Consider the following 4,237-nt stretch of genomic DNA (forward strand, 5'->3'; position numbering starts at 1 on the left):
TATCAATTTCTAATATTGATAGTCTAGAATATTTATCCAGCCAATGCAATACTCCAATCATTACAAAGCCTATTCCCATATATGGCAGGTAAGTAATCATAGTAGGACTTGCGAATATTTTAATAAGCACCACGCCTAAAACAAGCGTAGATAAAACACCAATACCACAAATCACATACAAAAACTTCTCAACGCGGCTTGTTTTGCTAGTTACTTTATTCACTATGGTATTAGAAAAATCAACAGAAAGTTTATGCGCTGGCTCTTTTTTTAGCGCTTCAAAAACATTTTTGTAAAGCCCTGTCTCACCACTTAGCTCATGTGCCTCCCCTCTATCAAACAGCTCCTGAATCTCTCTATCTGTCAATTTTTTCATATCAGTGATTCCTTATTAAGGTGTAACTCAAGACTCTCTTTTAACAATTTTCGGCCTCTGTATAAATAATTCTTAACCGTACCCAATGGCATTTCCATTATTTCCGCAATCTCATCAAGTCTTCTTTCCTGCAAATGGTAAAGTGTAAGTACCGACCTGTAATGTATCGGCAAATGGTCTATGGCTATTAATAAAAACTTTTCCATGTCCTGCGACTCCATAGCCGATTCTGGCGTAGCAGAATTTATCACTTTGTTGAGCTCCGATGCATTCAACTCATCCAAGTCCTTGGCAATTTCGATGCGTTTCTTTTGCAAATAGTTTATACTCATACGATAGGCTATTGTCGCAATCCAGGTCGAGAGCCTCGACTTGAAATTGAACTCACCTAGTTTGTCATAAACCTTTAAAAACACATCCTGACACAGTTCTTCATGATCTTCCTCAATTTTAATAAGTCGACCTACCATATGAGAAACAAGATTTTGATTCTGATCAATCAAAAGCCTGAATGCCCTCATATCACCATCTAATACTTTCTCAACTAAAGATTGATCATCGACCATTATTGGGTTTGACAGGAGACTGCAATCAATGGTTGCAGGTTATAACTGATTATTTTTAAAAATACCACATCAAGATACTATCAAAAAAATTATTCTCCACACTGCAACCTTTTCATAACAAGGCCTTGTCACACGAAGTAGAACTAAAAAATACATTTATGGAATCTAACACAGTTTTTCTTGAGCCCATCGCAATATTGGGAGGAGTAGCGCTCATTTGGTATGTAATCATTAAGTACATCACAGATTACCTATTAAAGAAAAAAATGATCGAAAAAGGCTACGTAACAGATGAGGAGCAAGCTTTATTCAAAAAACAATCGCAGCAGGTAAACTCCTATTCTTCATTGAAATGGGGCCTCATTATACTTTTTGGTGGCTTGGCACTAGTAGCCGTAGAATTCATTCCCTACGCTGAAAACTCACCCTTGCCATTTGGTGTATTTGCCATTGCAATCGCTGTGGGCTTCCTCATCTATTATAGTATTGTGAAGAAAGAAACGAAGCAATAATTAGCCTTAAGTCAAAACTCAACAATAATCAACAACAACATGATTCAGAATTATTTAAAAATAGCCCTGCGCAATCTTCTGCGTAATAAAGTGTTTTCAGCAATCAACATTTTTGGCCTGGCCATCAGTATGTCGATTTGCCTGATAGTAATTATGATGGTGGCCGACCAGATGAGCTATGATAGCCACATCTCTCAAAGAGATCGTGTATTCAGGATAAACACCGAGCGCCTTCATTCTGATGATATGGTAAACAAGTTTGCCACTACCGCCTTACCCATGGCTGAGGAGCTGAAGGATAACTACTCAGGTATTGAGGCCGTAACTCGCCTGAGAAGAGGCTTTGGCAACCCATGGATCAATTTCGATAACGACATCAACATACCCATATCTGGATTCTTTGCAGACAATGAATTCTTTGATGTGTTTGAATACGAGTTGCTCTATGGAGATAAAAAAACGGCATTATCAGAACCCAACTCTGTAGTACTCACTAAAAAGGCCGCTGAAAAATTATTTCAGATCGAGAACCCTTTAGGTGAGGTGATAAAAGTTGGTGACCTGGGTGAATATAAAATTACGGGCGTATTAAAAGCAAAAGATTATAAATCGCATATAAAATTTGAAGCACTTGGCTCGCTCACAACACTTAAGTCACTGGAAGCTGACAGCTTGTTGACCCCAGCCATCGAGGTTTGGGATGTAACTACAGCGGGGTGGGTGTATGCCAGGCTCGAAAGTGGCACCTCTGTTGAAGAAGTTGAAAATTACCTCAAGCAGATTGATGAAGCACAGTACAGCGCAAACGAAGAAGTGGATTACCGTTTCTACTTACAAAATGTGGCTAAAATCACGCCTGGCCCGCTCCTCGGCAACCAAATTGGCCCAGGCTTGCCAGATATATTTGTTTATTTCCTGGGTGGCCTGGCACTCATAATTATGATCACGGCCTGCTTTAATTACACCAATCTATCGATTGCCAAAGCACTAACCCGTGCCAAGGAAGTAGGTATACGTAAAGTGTCCGGAGCTACTAAGTTTCAGGTATTCTTCCAGTTTATCAGCGAGGCCATCATAATTTCATTGTTAGCCTTTCTGCTAGCGCTTGCCATGTTGGCTGTGCTTAAGCCAGCTTTTCATAATATGAACTTTACTCAACTCCTCCAGTGGGATTTGAGTACAGAGCCCGGTGTTATTTTATTTTGTTTTGGTTTTAGTGTTTTTGTAGGCCTTTTAGCGGGGCTGCTACCCGCCTCTTTGTTATCTTCTTTCCAACCGGTAAAAGTGCTGAAAAAGCTCTCGAATGTGAAGTTGCTTTCGCGTATAGGTCTTCGCAAGACCCTCGTAGTCATACAATTTACCTTCTCCTTGATATTCATTATCTCTACCATGCTGGTTTACAATCAGCTCGATATGATGGTAAACTCAGACTATGGCTTTAATGGAAAAGACATCATCAATGTAAAAATTAATGACACCAATGCAGAGTTGCTCAAAAATGAATTGTTAAACCATAGCAGTATATCCAATGTATCGGCCTCATCTCACCTTCCCGCAGCAGGCACGAGCTATGGTAGTGAAGTAAGAGTCAAGACGGAAGATGAACCTCAGGATTTTAATTATTTTATGGTGGACGAACACTATATTGAAAACCTTGAGCTCGAATTAATAGCAGGTGCTAATTTCTCAAATGCAGACGTACGCAAAACACCCGATAAAATCATTATTAATGAGAGCATGCTTCAATCGCTGGGCTATCTGACTCCAATCGAGGCTCTCAACGAAACTTTGATCATTGATGACAGCACAAAAGTATCGGTTATCGGTGTAGTGAAGGATTATAATCATGAAGCGCTCATGGTTGAAATAGGCCCCATGGCACTTATCCCAAATTTATCATCGTTCAACATGCTTCAGGTAAAGTACACTACTGGTAACAGAGCGCAGACCATTGATCATATTGAGAAATCATGGTCTGAAATTAATCCGAGTAAAAAAGTCAGTTATCAGGATTTTAGTGAAGAAGTGAGCAAATTTTACGATTTGATGTTTGGTGATCTGGTAGACATCATTGGCTTGATAACACTATTAACAATAACCATAGCCTGTCTGGGCCTCTTAGGAATGGCGACTTTCACTGCAGAGTCAAAAGTCAAAGAAATTTCGATTAGAAAAGTTTTAGGAGCTACTGATCAAAATATCGTGCTGCATTTATCTAAAGGGTTCTTTATACTTCTATTAATCGCCATTGTAATAGCTCTTCCAACGGCTCATTTTATTAATAACCTATGGTTAGAGTCTCTTGCGTATCGTGTAAATATAGACTTTACGGTAATCGCGCTAAGTACCGGAGTGATGCTCCTACTTGGAGCCTTGGTGATAGGTTCACAGGCAATAAAAGCGACCTTTTTCAATCCGATAGAAAGGTTGAGAAACGAATAAAACAAAGCGTCCGGATTACAAAATCCGGACGCTTATTGCTATTTCTTCCTTACAAAAGAAAGGTTACTCCGTTTTTAATACTTCAGCAGGATTCTGAACTGATGCTTTATAGGTCTGGTAGGCCACTGTACTCATGGCAATTATGAAGATGATAACGCCAGAAAAAATAAAAATCTCCGGTGACAAACTGATACGGTAAGCAAAATTCTTCAGCCAGTCACTTAAAAAGTACCAGGCCAGCGGCCATGCGAGAAGCACAGAGAAGAGAATAAGTCGAATATATTCATTAGATAGTAGTAAAAATAAGTTTGAGGTTGAGGCTCCCAAGGCTTTACGAATAC

Annotated in this window: 5 protein-coding genes; 2 read left to right on the forward strand and 3 right to left on the reverse strand. The window is 39.5% G+C overall.

The window, feature by feature from the left end:
- A partial coding sequence (locus E1176_RS04935) for a hypothetical protein (protein WP_155209458.1) occupies positions 1 to 376 on the reverse strand: 376 nt, incomplete at its 3' end.
- Positions 373 to 942 carry an RNA polymerase sigma factor gene (locus E1176_RS04940; RefSeq protein WP_155209459.1) on the reverse strand — a complete coding sequence of 190 codons (570 nt, stop codon included), beginning with the start codon at positions 940 to 942 and terminating at the stop codon, positions 373 to 375. The genes E1176_RS04935 and E1176_RS04940, both read right to left, overlap by 4 nt.
- Before the next feature lie 158 nt (positions 943 to 1,100).
- On the opposite strand from E1176_RS04940, the gene E1176_RS04945 reads away from it, so the two are divergent.
- Positions 1,101 to 1,454 carry a DUF6249 domain-containing protein gene (locus E1176_RS04945; protein WP_155209460.1) on the forward strand — a complete coding sequence of 118 codons (354 nt, stop codon included), beginning with the start codon at positions 1,101 to 1,103 and terminating at the stop codon, positions 1,452 to 1,454.
- A gap of 39 nt (positions 1,455 to 1,493) precedes the next feature.
- Entirely contained in the window at positions 1,494 to 3,896 is a 2,403-nt protein-coding gene (locus E1176_RS04950; RefSeq protein ID WP_155209461.1) for an ABC transporter permease, read from the forward strand.
- A gap of 63 nt (positions 3,897 to 3,959) precedes the next feature.
- On the opposite strand, the gene E1176_RS04955 is transcribed toward E1176_RS04950, so the two are convergent.
- A partial coding sequence (locus E1176_RS04955) for an ABC transporter permease (RefSeq protein ID WP_155209462.1) occupies positions 3,960 to 4,237 on the reverse strand: 278 nt, incomplete at its 5' end.

It is taken from the genome of Fulvivirga aurantia (assembly GCF_009711475.1).
Classification (GTDB): domain Bacteria; phylum Bacteroidota; class Bacteroidia; order Cytophagales; family Cyclobacteriaceae; genus Fulvivirga; species Fulvivirga aurantia.

What these genes read in the sequence shown, in the direction of transcription:
- E1176_RS04940 (WP_155209459.1), bottom strand. Translation starts at nt 942, where the DNA reads ATGGTCGATGATCAATCTTTAGTTGAGAAAGTATTAGATGGTGATATG.
- E1176_RS04950 (WP_155209461.1), top strand. Translation starts at nt 1,494, where the DNA reads ATGATTCAGAATTATTTAAAAATAGCCCTGCGCAATCTTCTGCGTAAT.
- E1176_RS04945 (WP_155209460.1), top strand. Translation starts at nt 1,101, where the DNA reads ATGGAATCTAACACAGTTTTTCTTGAGCCCATCGCAATATTGGGAGGA.